Here is a 19,827-nt window from a genome sequence, read left to right on the forward strand (position 1 = left end):
TCTCCCTGTCTGCATAATGTCATATTAATCTCCAAAGCAAATTCATTAACTAACTACTCAAACAGATTCATTTGTTTTTGTTCCAGCCTCATCCACATACAACTCGCCTGTAGTATCAATATCTAACTGTTCTCGACGAATTGTGTCTTGTGCTTCTACCGTCTGCCGGTCTACAACTTTTTTCACTCTTACTTCTTCCCGCACAAAAGCTTCTTTCCGAACTTCAGGCGTTTCTTCATACAATTCAATGCGTGTTACTTCCCCTTCTTGAAATTTGAGTGCATTCGGGTCTACAACTGTTCCTGTTTCTGTAGGTGGAACTCGTTCAATCAAAACACGTTCTTTTTTAATAGGTACTGTAACCCGTGCAGTTTGTGTTTCAATATGCTTACCAACAGCTACTTCCCCAGTTTTAACACGATGTTTATTAGCAATCAATCTTTCTTCGTACAGCCTGAGAGTTTGATGATATTGTTCATTTAAAGTATATAAATTTGGTTCTCTTTCGTAAATAGATATTTCGCGATTGTCAGCTTCATTTCTGCTTTCAGGACGAAAAACATGACGTACCTGCCTTTCATAATCTTCATCAACAGTCATGCTTTCTTGATATTCTGGCAAATGTTCGACTTGTTCTTTACTAAGTCCATCGACGTAAACACGTTTTGCCGGATAATTAATGTGGGAAAGCCCTATTGGTAGTAATATCTTCTTACTAAGAGAATCCCAGCTACTATCAATCACTAAATACCGAAAACGTCCATCTTGGTCAACTAAAGCATCAGCCACCGAGCCGATTCTTACTCCTCCTTCGGTGTAAAGCTCTAAAGCCTTCACATCATCACCGCCAAAGGTTTCTCGGTAATTAGGGTCAAAATGTTCGAGTTTGTAAAGAGGCATATATTTCTAGGTGTAGAATATTTATACCAATGATTCTAAATATTATTATTCTTGTTTTCCTCTGGCTGGCGGCTGAATGTAGGGAATATCTTTATGGTGGAAATATCAAATTCTTTGCCCTGAATTCATGATCTATTTGTCTATAACTTCAGATATATCTTTTTACTCTGTTAAAATATTCCCCAAGTCAGAGAACAGAAACCCTTGAGGAATATAATTTGGTTGACCATTACCCTGTTACCCGATTTAGTTACCACCGTATCAAACAGCATGGTAAAATAAAAAAACAATCAATATTATTATTGTCTCGCCCTTTTTGATAGACTAAAAAATTGGCGTTGCTGAATCAGAATATGAAATGCCTCAATTACCTTTGCGCCTCTGCGCCTCTGCGTGACAAAAATCCATATTTGAAATCAGCAACAACAAAAATTAACTGACTGCAATTAGAACAGTCGAAAAATAAACGGATAACGGAATGGTTCATTCGGTTGGCTGAAACAGTGCAGCAACGCCCAAATTGTCAATCCCCAGTGCAGAGCAAAACCCAATGCAACCACGGGAAAGAATAAAATTCCCCCCAGTCCAAAGGTAAGGAAAGATAAAATCCCCATTGGAACGCCAATTACAGTTGCCCAAAACCAAACATTAAAGTGAAAATTAATCGATTCTTTAGCGTTGCTTTTTACCACTGGGTCATCAGAAATAAAGGTAATAACTATAGGAACCCCAATAGAAAATAATGTTGTACTAAAGAAAATTGCCCCGTGAGACAGTGATGATAGCAATTTACGCTTATCAGGGTCGTATCTAACTTCCATTCTGGTGTCCTCTCAACTTAGTTTATAACTCCTATTGTAACGAACACATAATATGGGGAGTATTACAGTTTACCGTACCCTAAAAGTTTTTCCCACGTTCCTTGAGATAAACTAGAATATGAGGTTTACTTAGGAAAGGAGCTAAAAAATGGGTCGCATCAATCCCTACACATTACAAATGCAGATTACCCGGATGTTTGAGCAAGGGCAATCATTTTTTGCCACAACCAAGGTGCAGGACTGGTTAAAAGAACGCAAACATAACCCACTAGATTATGACATCATTTTCCATCAAAAACCCGCGCCTCCAGGTTCCAAAGAAGTTATAGCCATAGAAATTGAACTACGTCGCAAAGATGGACAGCCTGTAGACCCCTGGTTACAAGAGCAAGCCAACCTTCACGGCTGATGTCAGTATAAATATTAGTATAAAATATCTTTATTAGCATCACAGTAGAGTCTAGCTTCCCGTTCCAAAGACTTAATTTCTCCTTTCCAGCGTTCAAGCTGGTATTCTCTCTCTCGTAATCTAGTTGCTGTCGGGTTTCTAGAAGGGGGAGTATTTCGATTAGGTGAAATGCCATTATCGGACAACCAGATGGTGCAAAAGTTTTGCCAAATATAGACATGATCGTGCTTATCGCCACCCAGACAGCGAATCCGTTTAACCGAAAGCCTTGATTCACCAAAAAGGATTTGTTGAGTTTGGGAATTGTTAGGAAACAGACGCGTCTCACTCCCTTTTCCACGAAAAAACTCGACTACAAACAAGTCACCAAAATCGAATATACAAACCTCCGTGGGATCACTACCATCATCCTCTAGTAGATCGACATCACCTTGAATTTGAGACCCTATGGCAATTTGTGATGTGCTGGGTAACAAAATGCGAAGCCGTTCAAAGCGGTTACTGTAGTTAGCCCAAAATGCTCTGCGACTACGTAGCCTATTTGACTCAAAGGATTCTAAAGCGATCCTGCTCAATATTACATCTACTAACCTTTGGAAATCGCCATAATTAATCCCTCCAATCCACTCTCGAAGTCTTTCCCTAGCTGGTTCGGAAACTTTATACCAATGTTCACCATTTCTATAGTTATTTCGCAACCAATCAACTAGGAAAGAATGGTTTTTACCTATATCGTTAGAAACACGAGTGAGTAAATGATCAACAGCTTTGATTTGCTGACCATCTGACATTTCATTCAAGCAACTTAACAGCCAGCTTACTTGCTGCTGATTTGGAGAAATAATTTTTACAAAATATGGCGTTATATGTTCTATAAATTGGCTAAATGATGGAATCCAAACTGGTAAATCTTGGCGAATTATATTAACTAATTCAGTTTGATTTACACGCTGCTCATCAGCAATTTTGGCTAATTCTCTCCCTGGTTTTTGACTGCAAAGCGCCCGCACAATTTGAACGGGTAGGAGGTGATTAACTAAATTAGAATTAGCAAAGATATCAAAAGATTCAGCTAGAGACTTGGCTAATACTTGTTCTTGCTGATGATGAGAATAAAGAGCTAAACGCCACAATAGCTGATGTTGTAACCATGAGTTAGAAATTGCTACCTTCCAAATGGCTGCTGAGGTTTTCTGAGAACGGTCAGTATTTTGTTTATCCCACTGTGCTTTAGCATGGATGCAGTAAATCCAGTCTAATTGACTTACTTGATCAGCTTTACCCTGTTCAATCGCTGCTAATACTTTATCAACACTTGGTATTGAGATTGTTGCCTCCGGTAAGTTACTTGTAAGCTGAATCAGTTGATTAGGAATACATTTTGGAGGTTCAGGTAGGGAAGGAAGAGAAAATTGAAAATTCAAGATTATTTATCCTTTAAAGTGAGCTTTCAGTGATACCTTTTTTTAACTCATCATTACGAAACTGAAAGCGGAAAACCACCTTGCGATCGCCTGGATTATCCCGACTCTGATCAGCTTCAACTTCTCCACGACCAGCAGCTAGTATTTTCTGGCTTAAAGCCGTTTTTGTGGGGAAATTAATGTCAGAAAAAATATATTTATAAACTGACAAAGACCGCATTAAACTCAGTTCCAGATTTATTTTTTCATCTCCTTCCGAGCTAGTATGACCTTCTATAACTACACGGCTAATTTCCTTTTCAAATTCTTCTTTTGAGAAAATCACCCCACTGTAAACGGGAATAAAGCGACTGAGAAAAGCTTTACCTTCTGGTTTCAGTTCGTTACTTCCCTGAGCAAACAGAATTGACTCCTGAATGCTGATATCTCCAGTCTCAGGATTAACTTTGACATTGATATTGTTACTTTTCATCTCGCCCACCACATTACCAATTATTAACCGTTTCGGTACATCCTTTTGTGCAAGCTGGAGTAATGCAGTGATAAATAGCAAAGCAAAAAACATCAGTAAACCAGACATCAAATCGCCAATAGACAGATAGATACTAGAGTCATCATCCTCTATAATCTCTGCATCAATTTCATCTCTAATAAAATTATCCATGATTGCTTGCACCGTTACCAGATTGGTGGTTATCATTTGCAGCGACTAGAACTTCTGCCGTTCTGAGTAAATCTCCGCAAACTCTAGCCATAGAAGTATCTGCTTGTTGGAAAAAATTCACCTGTAAGTCAACAGTCCTTTGCATAGAACCTTCAAGATGACTTTGCCAAGCATCCAGGCTATGATCAAACTTTTGATTTAAATTTCTGTATGAATTATCCACTGTTTGCAATTGCTCGCCAATACCACGAGCTAGATTTTCTAGTTGTATGAGTCGTTGTCCATCGTTCAATCCGGCCGCAATTACTAATTTGTTAATTTGTGCGACAGATTCCTGAATTTTAGTCATACTTGCATCTACTTCTAGAGTCAATTCAGTACGTCTTTGACATTCATCTTGGAAGACTTGATCAAGATGGTTCACAACTCCAGATAATCCTTCCTGTTGTCTGCCTAGTGTATCCTCAAGTAAAGAATTTTGCTCTTGAAAAAACATCTGTAAATTACGTTGATATTCTTCCCTAAACCTTGTCAAATCATCTTCTACTGTTTGGCGAGTGGCTGTGAGTCTTTCGTCAATATTTCCTAAAGTAGCCAAAAGATTATCCTTCGCATCATTCATCAATCCAGAGGCTTTTTCACCCACTGTTTTTAGAGTATTAGTTTGCTCATGAAAACTTCTATTTGCTTGGGTGAGAATTCGGATAATTCCAGTTTGAGTAGCTTGAAGCATCTGCTGTTCCACTGCGGCGCGTTCTTGTAATGCTGTTTGCAGTTCCTCTCGAATTCCTCGGAAAGTGTCAGCAGTTTGAACTGCACTGGCTTCAAAAGCACTGCGTTGGGCTGTCATTGCCTCAATACTTTGATCTACAGCGTGATGAATTTCTTGAGATGTTTGTTGTAAAACTCCTGTGGTTTCAGTTTTGAATTGACTCAAAGTTTTTCCCATATTGTGAGCAAATCCTTGAAGCATTTCTTGTTCGACTGTGGCGCGTTCTTGTAACGCTGTTTGTAATTCCTCTCGAATTCCTCGGAAAGTATCAGCAGCTTGGTCTGCACTTGCTTCAAAAGCACTGCGTTGGGCTGTCATTCCCTCAATACTATGATCTACAGCTCGATTAATTTCGTGGGCTGTTTGTTGTAAAACACCTCTTGTATCTGTTTTAAAATCATTTAAAGTGTCTCCCAAATTGTGAGCAAATCCTTGGAGTTGTACCAAAGTTTCTTGTTGAAAGTTCTGAATTGTCAGGATAGAACTTGCCAAACTTTCAGAGATTCCGCCGAGTTCTTGATGTAGATTCAGCACGGCTGTGGAAGCTTGCTGGGTTAACTCAGCACTTTTATCTAGTCGCTCTGCAATCGGTTCGAGTACCTGAATTCGCAAATCATTAATAAGTTCTTCTAAAACTCTTTGTCCCTGATTTTCTTGGAGTTCCCGAAGTCTTTTCTGTTCATGGAATATTTCTTTCAAGAGTGGAAAAATTTGCTGTTTGACAGATTCTCCAATAGCTTGGGCTGACAACTGATTTAAACCTGCAAACTGTTCTGCTATACTCCTACCTACAGCTTGACCAATATCTTCGGCTTTTAGCTGTTTGAATCCGGTCAAGTTTTGTGCTACAAGCGTAAGTGCTTTAGATACTTCAAGGTTATCATTCTCTGTGGTTTTTAAAGTTGCGATATTCTGCAATTTGTGCCGCAAACTATAACGCCTTTTTTGTCGTGCTAAATCACTGCCAAACAAAACTAAAGTAAACAAGCTACCAGAACCAAGCCCCATCAAGGAAGTTGAGAAAGCCGTTTTCATTCCTGCCAATAACTCTGTACTAGCAGTCATCAGTTGTTTGGTATCTTCTGTAGATAAATTGATTCCTTGAAGTCCCTGTTGTATACCATAAAATGTCCCTAAAACACCAATAGCTGTACATAAAGTAGTCACAAAACGCAAGGAGGTTCTAGGTGCTGATCGGGCTAAAGCAGATGGATACTTTATCAATATGAATTTGCCGTTCTTTTCCCTTTCTTTACGAATTATATTTATATCTTCGGGATCTAAATACTTTTCTAACCACTCGTTAGTTTTGCCTACAGGCTTTACATATTTACCTTTTTTTACATTACCCAAAAAATTAATCGCGGCTTTAGTTTCATCCAAATACTGCGATACTGTGTAAACTTCAATAATAGTTGCGACAACGAACACAACAGCAATTGCCAAATAAAAAAGTACGTTGTCTGAAATGTTCCCAAATTGTATTATTTCCACACTGCACCCTTCTTGTTTATCTTGGTTATATCTTTTGGAATTGTTCTAACTCTTTATTTGTGAGAACTTTTTGCGCTACCCGTATTGGCAGATGTTCTGCATCCTGGCGGTTTCCTATAGGTTCCCGGAGACGTAAACCATAAGCGGGTTCACCTTCTGATTCTTTATCCTCAATTAAATAAACCTGTTTTGGTGCATAACTTCGCAACAAACGAACTTGCAAACAGGTTTTTAAATCCCGTGAAGAAATAGATAGATGTGAATTTTCTCCAAATAATTCACGCGCGACTTTCCAAGCGTGGTTAATTGCGACAATTTCTTTAACCAACTTCTCCACAGAGGGGCGCAACTGTTCAGCCGCTTGATTTGTCAATGCTTTTACCCTACTTACCAGAGCTACAATAGGGTTATTGTTCCCAAAAATCGCAACTTATTTCACTTTTTTGCCAAAAATAGGGAAACTATATGTCAAATGCACGGCTAATTTCAACCCAAGTGACTCTTTTGCCTCTTTACGCGATAATGGTGGGTTACGGACTATCGTCCTAACCCACCCTACAAATTGGGGATTTTATTCGTTGTCAGTCTCTTATCTGAAAATCGCTGCAAATAAAATACTTTTTGAACCACAGAGGCACAGAGAACGCAGAGAGTCAGGATTTTAAAAGTTTCTGTAGCATACAAAAAGGCTAAATCCTTGTTTTTTTATCTCAAGTTCTCAAAACATGATTCAGCCTAATAAATGCGGAAGGTTTATTAACATTGTGTGAGTAGCTTCCAGTTTACCATGAGCTTATTGAGATTTAATAGTACTTTTTATTAATTATTTCTTTATCATTACAGATTTTTTAAGCACTAATATCCTGTGAAGCTATGGCATACAAGCATTTTGCAGCTTTAGCTATAGGCTACATTACAAAAATTCACAGTAAAGTAGTGACAAAGACTATCAACAAGTCTGATAATATGTTTTTAAGGTTTATTGAGATAGATACTCATTAGTTGGGTGATTGATCTCAGGTATAGGCAAAATTTCTCAGGAGCTAATGTCATGACAAGCATGGCTGTTCAAAAATCGGTGTCTATTCCCTGGTGGTCAGGGAATGCTCGGTTAACAGAACTCTCAGGGCGACTTTTAGGCGCTCATGTTGCTCATGCGGGGTTGATGGTTTTGTGGGCAGGTGCGACAAACAACCCTATTTGAAATCGTTAAATATTTAGGGCGGGCAAGATGCCCACCCCACAAGATATTTTCAGTCTCTTTTTTGTAGGGGTTGGAGATTGAGCAAGTCTCATTCCTCAAACTCAAGTTAAAACTATTTATTAGGTGTCAAAATGGCGAAAAAAATTGGTTTGTTCTACGGGACTCAAACTGGCAAAACTGAATCTGCGGCTGAAATGATTCGTGATGCTTTTGGTGGTGATGTGGTGACATTACACGATATGGCTCAAGCTGAAGTTGCTGATTTTGATGAGTATGAATGTTTGATTATTGGTTGCCCAACTTGGAATATTGGGGAACTTCAAAGCGATTGGGAAGGTGTTTATCCTGACTTAGATGATGTTGATTTTAACGGTAAAATGGTGGCTTATTTTGGTACGGGAGACCAAATTGGCTATAGTGATAATTTTCAGGATGCTATCGGTATTTTAGAAGATAAGATTGCTCAACAGGGTGGTAAAACTGTGGGGTATTGGCCTAATGAGGGGTATGATTTTAGCGATTCTAAAGCTTTGCGAAATGGTAAGTTTTGTGGTCTAGCCCTTGATGATGATAATCAATCTGACCTCACAGACGAGCGCATTCAGGCTTGGGTTACACAGTTGAAGACGGAATTCGGCTTGTAGAAAATAATCAGTGAACAGTTATCAGTTACCAGTTATCAGTCAGGAGACATTATTGGGAGTTTGCCGCTATAGGCTTTGATAACTGTTCATTATTTACTGATTTAAGTCTCTTGATAACTGTTCACTGTTCACTGATTTAAAATGTCTAACTTATTCGATGTTCTTTGGTTAAATGCTAGTCCGGCTTTGAAGCGTTTTGATCAACCTTTACTTCAACACCTGTCTGGGTATTTGCAAATTGCTCAGTGGGAATATCAACAAACAAGGGATGAAGCTAGTTCTATAGACCAAGCTGTGCTGTTGCTGCATGAGTTTTTAGCTTCTTACCCGGATGCGGTGCATTTAGGTGGTCATGGGATTAGTGGTGCGATCGCATTAACTTATGCTAGACGTTATCCTGAAAAGGTGCGATCGCTGACTCTCCTGGCTGTAGGATCTCAACCAGCTAATACTTGGCACGCTCATTATTACTTTCAACGACAAATGTTTATAATTAGCCGTGAGCAAGTTTTAGCCAACAGTGTTCGCAGTCTGTTTGGTAAACAACCATGTCACACCACTAAAAAACTAATGACGGCTTTAGACAAGGATTTAGAGCGATCGCCTTCACCCCATTCTCTTTTTAAGTTGGTTTATTTACCCAAGGGAGGCGTTTCTATGCCGATGATGGTCTGCGGTAGCAAAACTGATTCAGTAGTTAATCCACCTGCATTAGATGACTGGCGCAATTGGCTAAAACCAGAAGATAAACTTTGGCAATTTCCCCAAGGTTATCATTTCTTTCACTATTTTCACCCACAAGAAGTTGGCGCACAAATTTTGAATTTCTGGGGCTGTTACGAGAGGCGATCGCTTACAATATCTGCACAACCTTCCACTACTTCCATACATTAATGAAAAACTAGAGGGAGATGAACAAATAATTCATCTTCCTAATTGCTAAAAATAGTTGTCTTAGTGACGGCGTAGCCCGATATCACTAATTTTTTACTGCTTACAGGTATTTTAAGGTAAATAGACCACGTGGTAGGGGCGCAAGGCCTTACGCCCCTACGACAGATGTGGTTCAAATACATGAAAACTACCATAGCAAAAACGATCGCACAATTTCAAGTCTGCAAAGTGCGATCGCATCAATTCATTATTATTTTTTATCAAAGCCGAGTATATATTAACAGGCGTGGTCTACGCGTTTTTTGTACCTTGACGACGGCGAGATAAACCAACTACTCCAGCTACTAAACCAAGACCTAACAAGCTAGCTGGTTCAGGTACGGTTTTTGCACCCACAACTTTGAAGTCAGGTCCGTTAAAACCTTGGTCGGCGAATGCACTGACTTGAATCCCGTAGATATGTTTAATATCTAGACCCAAATCTGCTAAACTCACACCTCTAGAGCCAACACTTTGAGCGCCAGGAATCTCAGTAGTGTCAATGCTGTAACCAGCATTATCCCATTCACCACGTAAAATCTTCAACAAGCTACCAAGCAAGTTACCATCCTTATCAATAGCTTGGACATTTAAATCACTATTCTGTCCTCGTTCCCAGAAAAACAAGTGGTCTACTGCTTTTTTAAAGAAAAGGTTCATTTTAAAGCTACCGCTATCTGCAACATTGCCATCTTCACCATCAATGATGCTATTGAGGTTGTTATTTCCTAGTGCTGTGACAATATCCGCGTCGCTAGGATTGGGAACAACTATACCTGTGGCATTATCTCCTCTATCTGCACTAGCTCCACCGCTATTAGGATTAGCAGGAATTGCTATATCATTCTCAAGGATATCAGCGCGGTTAACGAAGATAAACTTATCGATGATCTGTCCGTCCTTTTCTACCGAGTTCAAAGTCGTATCTCCTTTGGAACCGCCAGTCTGAGTGAAGTTAGTGGTGAACGAAAAAGCTTGTGCAGGAGCTGAAGATAAAGCTAAAACACCAGCAGCCATTAAACCTGTCAAAGTAGAGATTTTTTGCAGTTTCATAATTTGAATCCGAGAAGATTTGTGCTTGCCATTTCATAATGCCACAAGTAGATTCCGAAGTATATATAGTTCACATAATCTTATCCTGGAACTGTAAATTCCGTATTTATACAGAAACGTAAAAAAAAGTCCCATGTTACAGGCTTTTCCACGACTTCATCTTCCTTAGTTCGGCATTTACTGGCATTTTTGTGCAATTGAATTTATTCTTGATCTTCACACTTCCATTACATTTTCACTGTAAGTGACTGGATACTTATCTGCAATTATACCCTTAAGGTTAAGTCAAGGTTAATTGAAATACAGAGAAAAATGCAAAAAAGACGCGAAGTTTTCTGTCTTTGCGTCCTTTGCATCTAAAGCTCTTCGCCCAGCGTATGCCCGAAGGTGGTTCCTATTCTTAAGGGGCGTAACCCCACTAATGCGCCACAAGTTGCTCAGTTCTTTGTGCTAATAGCTGCTTTGCTCTCTCTGCTAAATTCTGGTTTTGGCTTTTCACATCTTGGAAGAATTGAGTCAAATCGCGATCGCCTGCTTGTTGTGCATCGTTAAGATAGGTTTCACAGCAAGCCGCACCTTGCAAGGCGTGGTACAGCACACTAACCAGATTAAAGTGTTCGTCGTTGGTTCCAGTATGATATTTATCAGGCATTTTCTTCAATCCTGGTGACAGTAGTTTCTAAGGTAACTTTGTCTTGTACTATTAACTCCTACCAGAGGAAATAATTAGACATTAATGCTGATCAGCAAATAGGCTGAAAATACTTCAATCTAGGTAGAGTTAATGATGAATCATATCTGTAAAGCCGCCCCTACTTACAGTCTGACTGGCTGTCTAACTTGCGATTTCACAGCTTCCACAATGGCATCAGCATCGATTTTGGCAGCATGAAGTAATTCCTCTGGTGTACCTGAGCCTGGCATATCTCGCACCGCCAATTTAATTAATTGCAGTTGGGAACCATCATAAATGGGAGTATTGCTAGTACCAGCAAAGGCATCCAGCACCGCCGCACCCAGTCCACCTTCAATCCAGTGGTCTTCCACAACGACTAAATTACCTTCGGTATCCCGTGCGGCTTGATGCAATGTCTGGACATCAATGGGTTTGACTGAGTAAGCATCGATGACACGGACTGTAATCCCTTCGTTTTTCAGTATATCGTAAGCTTTAATTGCTTCATGGAGAGTAATACCTGCACCAATTACAGCAGCTTGATCTTGGTCAGAACTACGGATAATCTTGCTACCACCAATAGTAAAATCTTCATGATCATCATAGATAATCATTGTCTTTTCTCTAGTAGTGCGAAGATAAACAATACCATTGCGATCGCTCATTTGGGCGACTAATTTTGCTGTCTGATTGGCATCACAGGGATAAAGTACTGTACTACTCCACACAGCCCGAAATGCGGCTAAATCTTCCAAAGCCATCTGTGAAGCACCATCCTGACCAATGGATACACCCGCATGGGAACCCACTAATTTAATATTGGCGCGAGACACAGCCGCCATCCTGATAAAGTCGTAAGCACGAGTCAGAAAAGCAGCGAAGGTAGAAGCAAAGGGTTTATATCCTCTTACCTGTAACCCCACCGCAGCTGCTACCATTTGCTGTTCAGCAATGTACATCTCAAAGTAACGCTCAGGGTAAGCCTCAGCAAAATCTTCGGCGTAAGTTGAGTTACTCACCTCTGCATCCAGCGCAACTATATTGGGTTGTGCTGCGCCTAATGCTACCAAAGCGTCACCATAAGCTCGACGGGTGGCGACTTTTGCACCTTGGTCATATTTGGGGAGTTGCAATGGTTGAGGATTCCCGATGCTGACTGGTTGTCCTGGTTCGTCAGGTGTATCCACTGAAATTGTAATCTGTCGTTCACCACCTAACTCCGAAATTGCTCGTTTGGCAGCATCAGATTCCAGGGCTTTACCATGCCAACCGCCTAAATCTTCTAGGGAAGCCACACCTTTACCCTTCTTTGTGCGGGCGATAATTACTGTGGGGCGATCGTTCACAGTCACCGCCGCGCTGTATGCTTGATTTATCTCAGTTAAATCATGACCGTCAATTTCAATGGCTTGCCAACCAAAGGCTGTAGCACGTTTAGCATAAGCTTTTGTATTCCAACCCAATTCGGTTTGACCCCGTTGCCCAAGGCGATTAACATCAATAATGGCAATAAGATTGTCTAGGGTATAGTGTGCAGCATGGTCAAAAGCTTCCCAAACTGAGCCTTCCGCCGTTTCACTATCACCAAGTAACACCCAGGTATGATAAGGTAATTGATCTAAATATTTACCTGCTAAAGCTACCCCTACACCAATGGGTAAACCTTGTCCTAGAGAACCGGTAGCCACATCAACCCAAGGTAAAAGCGGTGTGGGATGACCTTCTAAACGACTACCAAAACACCGCAGCGATCGCAATTCATCATCGTTAATTACCCCTGCTGCCTTATACATACTATATAGTAAAGGTGCAGCATGACCTTTAGAGAAAATCAGGCGATCGTTATTAGGATTATCTGGATTATTGAAATCATAGCGGAGATATTTAGATAGTAAAACCGCCATTAAATCCGCCGGTGACATAGACGAGGTAGGATGACCCGAACCCGCAACGGTTGTGGCGCGAATACTATCTACACGCAACTGTTGAGCTAATTCATGCCATCCTTGCAGTTGTTCCTGTGTAGTCATAATACTTTTCCTAAATCAAAATACAGGTAATTTATAAAATTCGGCATTTTTTGGCTAATTTAAGCTATTTTCCCGTAGAAATTACCGCTAGGCTCTATTCCCATACAAAGATTCTCATCTTGAATTTTCTGATGAATGGTAACTGGTAAACAACCCAAATTGCTCAGGAAGTTATTTCACTCTTCCTGGGTTCACTTTAGAGAGTAGGATGTGTAATAACTTCTTTCTAATGGAATAAATACCCTTTCTTTCTTAGGGTATATATAGCCAAATCCAGTATTTATGTATTTTTTATAAAAAATACAATTTACATAATTAAAGAGTTAGAATTACCTTTAATAGCTTCATGTGAATTTCGGCTAAAAAATACCTCTGGATATATCCAGAGTGCTTCAGCCTTGAAATAATAGTTTTTCCATGACAAAATTTATTAATTTTTGCCCTCTGCGTTCGACTTCTTGCTTTTTTACCACCAGAAATTCTCTTCTTTCAAAAAAAGGTTTAGCTGTAATACTAGCTTCTACAAACAATTTGGGAATTTCTAAACTTTTGGCTGTTAATACAATTTGTTCTAAGATTTTAGTCCCAACTCCTTGACCTTGAAAATCTTTATGACAATAAAAGCGGTCAATATGTCCATTTGTCTCTAGTTCCCCAAAACCAACAATTTTATTCTCCTCTTCTGCGACATAAGTAAACTTACTTTTTAAGCTACTTATCCAAACGTCAACATCCATATTTACTGATGTCCAAGCATCTAGCTGTGGTTTTGTATAATCACGAATATTCACCTCATGAATAGTTTCATAGAACAACTGCATAATTTCTGCGGTATCACCTATTTCGTATCTTCGTACTTTCATAATTAATGTATATTTTATGAATTCACAACCTGAGACACCATTACCCAGTACAATTGAAGAAATTCCCGCCACCGAACCGGCGCAGCAAGATTCACTCATTGCGAAAGGTTGGCAACGCGAACAGTATATTGGTATTGCTATACTTTTTATCAGTTTGATTGCTGCTGTGGGATATTTGAGCCGCAGACTTGAATATGCTCTGTTATTTGCTTTTACCCTCAGCATGATTCTGATAGTTTTCTTGCTAATGATTTAAGTATTTGTCCATAATAGACTATATCAGAAAATTATTATTCATAGTAATTTTACTGTAATACATCTGTAGAAAAATTTTCCACAGACATAGATAAGTTAATTTGGCAATCAGATTATAATTCTGAGAAACAGATGATGTAGTGATATGTGTCAAAATTGCCAGGAAGTTACAGAACAGTTAAGTATTAATATTAATCTGTTCTTTGAAAAATTAGCAACAGGTTCAAATAAAAAAATCCTTAGCGACCTTGACAAGAAAATTATCTGTCAATCTCTATTAGGATATTCTCGACAACAAATAGCGAATACAGCCAATCTATCGGAGCAAAATATTAGAGATAGACTGAGTAAATATATTTATCCCAGAATAGCAGAAACTTTGCAAGTTGAGCAAGAGCAAATAGCAGGTAACTGGGTTGTAATTCTCAATTTCTTACTGGAACCAAATAATATTTATAAATTAAATCCCCCTCCTCAGTTAAATACAGCGCTTCCGGCTATTATGCAATACAGATTTATCCTGTGTCCCTCTCCTATCATAGCTTTCAGTTTTGGGGATGTACCTCATAGCTGCCGGAAGTGCTGTAATGATAACTTTCAAGGTAGTTTTGGCAGACAAATTTTTATTTATCCTCCTAATCAAGAAATTGTGCAGTTTCAAATTGAAGGCACACAATTTTATCAAAAGGGACTTTATTATCAAGCTTTGAAGTGTTTTATCTGGGCTTGGAAAAAAGAAATAGAGGTTTATAAATTTGGTAATCCTGAAGTTTTGATTTACATTAATAACTGTTTAATCGAATACAAGCAATCTCTCTTACAAACCAGAAATATTAAAATTTATCCTCTGGCTGTGGTTGTACCATTTCATCATAATCAGGGTCATGTAGCTGCGGAAATTTTGCGCGGAATCGCCCAAATTCAATTACAAGTAAACTTACCAATTTTTGAGAAACTGTCTCTAAATAAAGAGATAAATTTAGATGATATTAAACCTGATATATTCTTTAATCTCAATAATACAGATAGTCAATTAGTCTTAAAGATTCTCGTTGTTAATGATCAAAATAATTTATATGATCCATATAATCAAACAGCAGAAAATTTAGCTAATTTAGCCCCGCAGTTAAATTTAATCGCTATTATTGGTCATTACTCCAGCGAAATGACTAAAAAAGCCCTGAGCTTTTATTCTCAGAATAGTCTAGTTTTAGTAAATTCTAGCAGTACATCTAATGAACTATCCCATTTATCTAGAGGTAAAAGTTTATCCTTTTTTAGAATAACCACTCAAGATAGTGTGAGTGCAGCATCTTTAGCCAATTATTTGCTAGCAAAGTTTTCACATCAAAGCTTAAAGAAAGTAGCTATTATCTATAACCAGAATAGCACTTATAGCACTTCTTATAAAAATAGTTTTAAAGAATATTTAGCACCGCACAAAAAAGAGTTTACTTTCCTGAAAGAATGCGGATATATTAGCGAAAACTATTATCAAATTCAAGATTATTTAGAACGTATTAACAAAGATAGCGTGGATATTATCATTATAATTCCCGATGGCGGAATTGAACCCAATTCTCTGAATAACTCTGGGCTGATTAGTCGATTAAATCTGCATAAATCTTTAATAGCTGGTTCTGCGACATTTTACCAAGAGAATGTTTTGCATTGGATTCACGAACAAAACCAATATAATCAAAATAATCAAGAACAGTGCCAAATTATTGCTTGTATTCCTTGGCATATAAACAGCCGAGAAAATGGCTGTAATAGTAATAATCTCTTATCTCAGCAATTCTGTCAAATAGCTACGCAATTATGGGGAGAAGAAAACTTAACATGGCGCAGCGCTACAGCCTTTGATTCAGTATTAATAATTTTCCGAATGTTAGAAAAATATCAAATTCAAGATAATCAATCTTTGCTAATACATATCAATCAATATTTCAAAGAACAGAGAAAACAAATCCAGGGAGTGACGGGAATTATTGAGTTTAACGAAAATGGCGATCGCCTGCATCCTCCTTCAGAAATAGTAGGCGTTAAATGGAATGCAAAACAGCAAAAATGGCAATGGAATATCATCTAATTCTTCACCTGTCGTCTAAATCTTCTACAGATGCAGTAGAAATCTTCACAAACCCATTGCTATCTTAATTTTAGACCATCAAGGAAATAAGTAATGCTGAAATTTTTTGCAGACCGAGGCGGGACATTCACAGATATAGTTGCTGTCACTGATAATCAGGAAATTATTGATAAACTATCCAGACATCCTGATAGATTTTTAATTGTGCCTATTCCTGAAAAGCAATGGGTGATAGTCTACAAATTACTTTCAGAAAATCCCGAACAATATCAAGATGCAGCCATTCAAGGTATTCGGGATATCATGAGTTTAGCAGGTAACGAAACCATTCCTACTACAGCCATAGAAGTAGTCAAAATGGGGACTACAGTAGCCACAAATGCCCTCTTAGAAAGAAAAGGCGATCGCATCGTTCTTCTGATTACGAAAGGCTTTAAAGATGCCCTCCGCATTGGCTACCAAAACCGCCCTGATATCTTTGCCCGTCATATCGTTTTACCCACGATGTTATATGAGCAGGTAATTGAGGTAGATGAACGCTATAATGCCCAGGGTCAAGAATTAACCCCTGTTAATATTCAACAAGTCAAAAGCGATTTACAGGCAGTTTACCACACAGGTGTTCGCAGTTGTGCCATAGTTTTTATGCACAGCGATCGCTATCCCCAGCATGAACAACAAGTAGCCCAAATTGCCCAAGAAATTGGCTTTACACAAATATCTGTATCTCATCAAGTTAGCCCCTTAATGAAAATAGTCAGCCGAGGTGATACAACAGTTGTAGATGCTTATTTAACACCAATTTTGCGCCGCTACGTCAACCAAATTGCTAGCCAGTTACCCGCAGTAAAATTAATGTTTATGAAATCTGACGGCGGATTAGTAGCAGCCCAACAATTTCAAGGTAAAGATAGTATTTTAAGTGGACCGGCTGGAGGGATAGTCGGCGCAGTTCAAACCAGTCAAAGAGCAGATTTCCAATTAGTAATTACCTTTGATATGGGCGGAACCAGTACAGATGTTGCCCACTTTAAAGGAGAATATGAACGCCAATTAGATTCGGAAATCGCTGGGGCGCGGATGCGAGTTCCCGTATTAGCAATTAATACCATTGCGGCTGGTGGCGGTTCAATTCTGTTTTTTGATGGTTCTAGTTATCGTGTCGGACCCGAATCTGCGGGTTCAAATCCTGGGCCGGCTTGTTACCGCAGAGGTGGTAAATTAGCAGTTACAGATGCCAATGTGATGTTAGGCAAAATTCACCCCCAATATTTCCCCTCTGTCTTTGGCTTAGATGGTAATTTGCCTTTAGATCGAGATATTGTGATTGAGAAATTTACCCAGTTAGCCCAAGAAATTGCCGATGTCACAGACAATCATCGTACACCAGAACAAGTAGCAGCTGGATTTATGGCGATCGCAGTTGAAAATATGGCAAATGCCATTAAAAAAATCAGCCTACAAAGAGGCTATGATGTCAGTCAATATACCCTGTGTTGCTTTGGCGGTGCTGGGGCGCAAGTTGCTTGTTTAATTGCTGACACATTAGGCATGAAAACCATATTTTTGCACCCTTACGCCGGGGTTTTATCCGCTTATGGTATGGGACTAGCTGATATTAGGTCAATTAGAGAAGCGGGAGTAGAACAGCCTTTAAATACAGAACTAATCCCGCAATTACAGCCACTAATGGCAATATTAGAAACTCAAGCGAGAAATGAATTAACTTCAGACGGTGTAAATGGAGAACAATCAGTAGTCCAAAAAGTGAATTTAAAATATGCAGGAACTAACTCAACCTTAAATATTAATTTTGCTTCAGATGTAGTAATAATGCGACAAGAATTTGAGCTTGAACATAAAACTCGCTACGGTTTTATTCAACAAGACAAAACCTTAATTATCGAATCCGCCTCAGTAGAAGTAATTCAGAAAATGGATACACCTGAAGAACCCTTAATTACTCGTATCCGTCCCAGAGACGAAGCACCCAAATCTGTGGAAACAGTCAGAATGTTTACAGATAACCAATGGCATCATACACCAGTTTATCGGCGAGAAGATTTACAACCAGGAGATAGTATTCATGGGTCTGCGATTATCGTAGAAAAAATTAGTACAATTATAGTTGAACCAAATTGGCAAGCCAGATTAACTGAACGTAATCATTTAATTTTACACCGTTCCTAATCATAGTTTAGCGCATCTACCTACAATAAAACTTTTCAAATATCCTCTAAAACCCTTAGCAATGATTATGCCAATTCACTTGTAATCAACCTAAATAGAAAATAAATGTTACCCCAGGAAAATAAAGCCATAGTTCTTGAGTTTTATCAAGCTTTCGACAATCGAAATATTGACAAAGCATTTGCACTTCTCGCTTCAAATTTTGTAGCTCACATGGCTGGTGTCTCTGAACCCCTCAATGGCGAAGGTTTTAAAGAATTTGGCATGGCTTTCTACTTAGCCTTTACTAATAGTGAACACAAATTTGATCAGGTGATTGTTGAAGAAGATAAAATCGTTACTTGTGGGACATTCACAGCTACACATCTAGGTAACTTTCAAGGTATTCCACCAACAGGTAAACAAATCCAGTTATCAATCATGCATATTGACCGCGTTGAAAACGGCAAAATTGTAGAGCATTGGGGACAAGGAGACGCACTAGGATTAATGCAACAATTGGGTATTGTTTTTATTCCAGGTTTCACACTTGTACCACATATCATGAAAAATCTTTTAACCAAGCCATTTAAAAAGCGCTAGAAAAAGATAACCAAATAACTATCATTGCGTTGCTCAAAAATTAAAAACAATGACTAATCTAAGTGTCAACCTGAACAAAGTAGCTTTAGTAAGAAACACGCGCAATTTAGAAATACCAAGTGTTACCAAAGCAGCGAAAATTTGTATAGAAGCAGGAGCGCAAGGAATCACAGTTCATCCTCGCCCAGATGAGCGTCATATACGTCCAGCCGATGTTTACGCTTTAGCAGAGATATTAACGGTAGAATTCAACATTGAAGGCAACCCCTTTCAAGCGCCATTTATGGAAATAGTGCGTCAGGTAAAGCCGACACAATGCACATTAGTGCCAGACACTCCTGATACTTTTACATCAGACCACGGTTGGAATTTGTTAGCAGATGGACAGCGACTAATACCAATTATCGAAGAATTAAAAACTCTTGGCATTCGTGTTAGTTTGTTTATGGATGCAGAACCAACGCAAATGGAACTGGCTCAAAAAATTGGTGCTGATAGAATTGAATTATATACAGAACCTTATGCTGCTGCATTCCATCATGGTGATGTTCAATCTGTGTTTCCAAAGTATGTAATTGCTGCACAAGCGGCTCAAGATGTTGGTTTAGGAATCAACGCTGGACATGATTTAAATTTGCAAAATCTGAGTAAATTTTGCTCAATTCCTCATATATTGGAAGTCTCCATCGGTCATGCGCTGATTGCAGATGCTTTAGAAAGCGGTTTATCTGCGGCTGTTCAAGCATACTTGCGGGTTTTGTCTGAAGCTAACTCAGAACAATGGAAAATGTAAAATTCCCACATTCTCGCGTTGCTCCCCT

General features: G+C 38.9%; 18 protein-coding genes and 1 pseudogene. 9 read left to right on the forward strand and 10 right to left on the reverse strand.

Annotated features, from left to right (window positions below):
* Nucleotides 1-57: 57 nt before the first annotated feature.
* Both ACM0OW_RS18985 and ACM0OW_RS18990 read right to left on the reverse strand, forming a co-directional pair.
* Nucleotides 58-900, reverse strand: coding sequence for a DUF2382 domain-containing protein (locus ACM0OW_RS18985; RefSeq protein WP_414551709.1), 843 nt, complete (start codon nt 898-900; stop codon nt 58-60).
* Nucleotides 901-1,346: 446 nt separating this feature from the next.
* Nucleotides 1,347-1,721: a DUF4870 domain-containing protein gene (locus tag ACM0OW_RS18990; RefSeq protein ID WP_414551710.1), complete on the reverse strand. Its 375-nt coding sequence runs from the start codon at nt 1,719-1,721 to the stop codon at nt 1,347-1,349.
* A 148-nt stretch (nt 1,722-1,869) separates the two neighbouring features.
* Between ACM0OW_RS18990 and ACM0OW_RS18995 the strand changes: the two genes are divergently transcribed.
* Nucleotides 1,870-2,130, forward strand: coding sequence for a hypothetical protein (locus ACM0OW_RS18995; RefSeq protein ID WP_414551711.1), 261 nt, complete (start codon nt 1,870-1,872; stop codon nt 2,128-2,130).
* A 14-nt stretch (nt 2,131-2,144) separates the two neighbouring features.
* Here the strand turns inward: ACM0OW_RS18995 and ACM0OW_RS19000 are convergent, their stop codons facing one another.
* The 4 genes from ACM0OW_RS19000 to ACM0OW_RS19015 form a co-directional block, all read right to left on the reverse strand.
* Nucleotides 2,145-3,554, reverse strand: coding sequence for an EH signature domain-containing protein (locus tag ACM0OW_RS19000; RefSeq protein WP_414551712.1), 1,410 nt, complete (start codon nt 3,552-3,554; stop codon nt 2,145-2,147).
* 13 nt (nt 3,555-3,567) lie between these two features.
* Nucleotides 3,568-4,218 (reverse strand): flagellar motor protein MotB, encoded by a 651-nt coding sequence (locus ACM0OW_RS19005; RefSeq protein ID WP_414551713.1) that lies wholly within the window; start codon nt 4,216-4,218, stop codon nt 3,568-3,570.
* Nucleotides 4,211-6,436 (reverse strand): hypothetical protein, encoded by a 2,226-nt coding sequence (locus tag ACM0OW_RS19010; protein WP_414551714.1) that lies wholly within the window; start codon nt 6,434-6,436, stop codon nt 4,211-4,213. The genes ACM0OW_RS19005 and ACM0OW_RS19010 overlap by 8 nt, the downstream gene beginning before the upstream one ends.
* 73 nt (nt 6,437-6,509) lie before the next feature.
* Complete coding sequence (locus tag ACM0OW_RS19015) at nt 6,510-6,857, reverse strand: hypothetical protein (protein WP_414551715.1); 348 nt, start codon at nt 6,855-6,857, stop codon at nt 6,510-6,512.
* 678 nt (nt 6,858-7,535) lie between these two features.
* Here ACM0OW_RS19015 and ACM0OW_RS19020 point away from each other — a divergent pair.
* The 3 genes and pseudogenes from ACM0OW_RS19020 to ACM0OW_RS19030 form a co-directional block, all read left to right on the forward strand.
* Nucleotides 7,536-7,670, forward strand: a pseudogene (locus ACM0OW_RS19020) (chlorophyll a/b binding light-harvesting protein); the annotation flags it as partial.
* A gap of 149 nt (nt 7,671-7,819) precedes the next feature.
* On the forward strand, nt 7,820-8,332 hold the full coding sequence (gene fldA / locus ACM0OW_RS19025) for a flavodoxin FldA (protein WP_414551716.1): 513 nt from the start codon (nt 7,820-7,822) through the stop codon (nt 8,330-8,332).
* A gap of 141 nt (nt 8,333-8,473) precedes the next feature.
* Entirely contained in the window at nt 8,474-9,226 is a 753-nt protein-coding gene (locus ACM0OW_RS19030) for an alpha/beta fold hydrolase (RefSeq protein ID WP_414551717.1), read from the forward strand.
* A 291-nt stretch (nt 9,227-9,517) separates the two neighbouring features.
* On the opposite strand, the gene ACM0OW_RS19035 is transcribed toward ACM0OW_RS19030, so the two are convergent.
* The 4 genes from ACM0OW_RS19035 to ACM0OW_RS19050 all read right to left on the reverse strand — a co-directional run bounded on the left by ACM0OW_RS19035 (nt 9,518) and on the right by ACM0OW_RS19050 (nt 13,887).
* Nucleotides 9,518-10,318, reverse strand: a complete 801-nt coding sequence (locus tag ACM0OW_RS19035; RefSeq protein ID WP_414551718.1) for an exosortase-dependent surface protein XDP2 — start codon at nt 10,316-10,318, stop codon at nt 9,518-9,520.
* 418 nt (nt 10,319-10,736) lie between these two features.
* Nucleotides 10,737-10,970 carry a hypothetical protein gene (locus ACM0OW_RS19040; RefSeq protein WP_414551719.1) on the reverse strand — a complete coding sequence of 78 codons (234 nt, stop codon included), beginning with the start codon at nt 10,968-10,970 and terminating at the stop codon, nt 10,737-10,739.
* A 164-nt stretch (nt 10,971-11,134) separates the two neighbouring features.
* The gene (locus tag ACM0OW_RS19045) at nt 11,135-13,024 is read right to left on the reverse strand and encodes a transketolase (RefSeq protein ID WP_414551720.1); all 1,890 of its coding nucleotides are present in this window, start codon (nt 13,022-13,024) and stop codon (nt 11,135-11,137) included.
* A gap of 392 nt (nt 13,025-13,416) precedes the next feature.
* On the reverse strand, nt 13,417-13,887 hold the full coding sequence (locus tag ACM0OW_RS19050; RefSeq protein ID WP_414551721.1) for a GNAT family N-acetyltransferase: 471 nt from the start codon (nt 13,885-13,887) through the stop codon (nt 13,417-13,419).
* Nucleotides 13,888-13,903: 16 nt separating this feature from the next.
* On the opposite strand from ACM0OW_RS19050, the gene ACM0OW_RS19055 reads away from it, so the two are divergent.
* The 5 genes from ACM0OW_RS19055 to ACM0OW_RS19075 all read left to right on the forward strand — a co-directional run bounded on the left by ACM0OW_RS19055 (nt 13,904) and on the right by ACM0OW_RS19075 (nt 19,799).
* Complete coding sequence (locus ACM0OW_RS19055) at nt 13,904-14,143, forward strand: hypothetical protein (protein WP_414551722.1); 240 nt, start codon at nt 13,904-13,906, stop codon at nt 14,141-14,143.
* 144 nt (nt 14,144-14,287) lie between these two features.
* A complete protein-coding gene (locus ACM0OW_RS19060; protein ID WP_414551723.1) occupies nt 14,288-16,234 on the forward strand; it encodes an ABC transporter substrate-binding protein in 1,947 nt (648 codons plus the stop codon).
* Nucleotides 16,235-16,327: 93 nt separating this feature from the next.
* Nucleotides 16,328-18,424, forward strand: a complete 2,097-nt coding sequence (locus tag ACM0OW_RS19065) for a hydantoinase/oxoprolinase family protein (protein ID WP_414551724.1) — start codon at nt 16,328-16,330, stop codon at nt 18,422-18,424.
* Nucleotides 18,425-18,529: 105 nt separating this feature from the next.
* On the forward strand, nt 18,530-19,006 hold the full coding sequence (locus ACM0OW_RS19070) for an ester cyclase (protein ID WP_414551725.1): 477 nt from the start codon (nt 18,530-18,532) through the stop codon (nt 19,004-19,006).
* A gap of 49 nt (nt 19,007-19,055) precedes the next feature.
* Nucleotides 19,056-19,799 (forward strand): pyridoxine 5'-phosphate synthase, encoded by a 744-nt coding sequence (locus ACM0OW_RS19075; RefSeq protein ID WP_414551726.1) that lies wholly within the window; start codon nt 19,056-19,058, stop codon nt 19,797-19,799.
* Nucleotides 19,800-19,827: the final 28 nt, after the last annotated feature.

The sequence above is a fragment of the Anabaena sp. CCY 0017 genome, from assembly GCF_963920885.1.
Taxonomy (GTDB): Bacteria; Cyanobacteriota; Cyanobacteriia; order Cyanobacteriales; family Nostocaceae; genus Nodularia.